Raw genomic sequence first — 541 nt, 5'->3', positions numbered from 1 at the left:
ACCAGGTTGTCCAGTTCGGTGGGCCCGCCGTCTTCCCAGTGCACGAGGTGATGAGCGTGCAGTCCGCGGGTGGCCCCGCAGCCGGGCACTCGGCAGGTGCGGTCGCGGTGCTCGAGGGCTCGGCGTAGGCGTCGGCTGATCACCCGTGTGGTGCGCCCGGCCCCGATGGGTTGGCCGTGTCGTTCGAGCCAGACTTCACAGCCGGTGTCACACAACAACAACTGCCGGTCAGCCTCCGATAAGACCGGGCCCAGATGGGGCCAGGCGGCGGTCTTGTCGAGGTCGAGGTGCACGATCACCGTGGTGTGCTGGCCGTGGGGGCGCCGGGTGGCTTCGGTGTCCCAGCCGGTGTCCACCAGGCGCATGAACGCATCACCCAGGCTGGGAAACGGCGGTTGGCGCCGCAGATCACCGAGCCGCTCGCGGCGTTCGTGGGTGTCGCCGTCGGTGTCGGGGCCATGGTCGCGCAGGTGTTCGTTGATCAGCGCGTCGCGGTGTGACTGCAGGGCGGCGTCGAACTTGGCGGCCTCCAACGCGGGCA

General features: G+C 69.7%; 1 protein-coding gene. It reads right to left on the bottom strand.

Annotation, left to right across the window (positions count from 1 at the left end; genetic code table 11):
• Positions 1–541 (bottom strand): HNH endonuclease signature motif containing protein (locus A5759_RS19910; protein WP_156616979.1); only part of this gene is annotated, 541 nt, incomplete at both ends.

It is taken from the genome of Mycobacterium sp. 852014-52144_SCH5372336, assembly GCF_001665615.1.
Taxonomy (GTDB): domain Bacteria; phylum Actinomycetota; class Actinomycetes; order Mycobacteriales; family Mycobacteriaceae; genus Mycobacterium; species Mycobacterium neumannii_A.
Note: the sequence above shows the minus strand (reverse complement) of the source record. Positions and strands in the feature narration are given on the sequence as shown.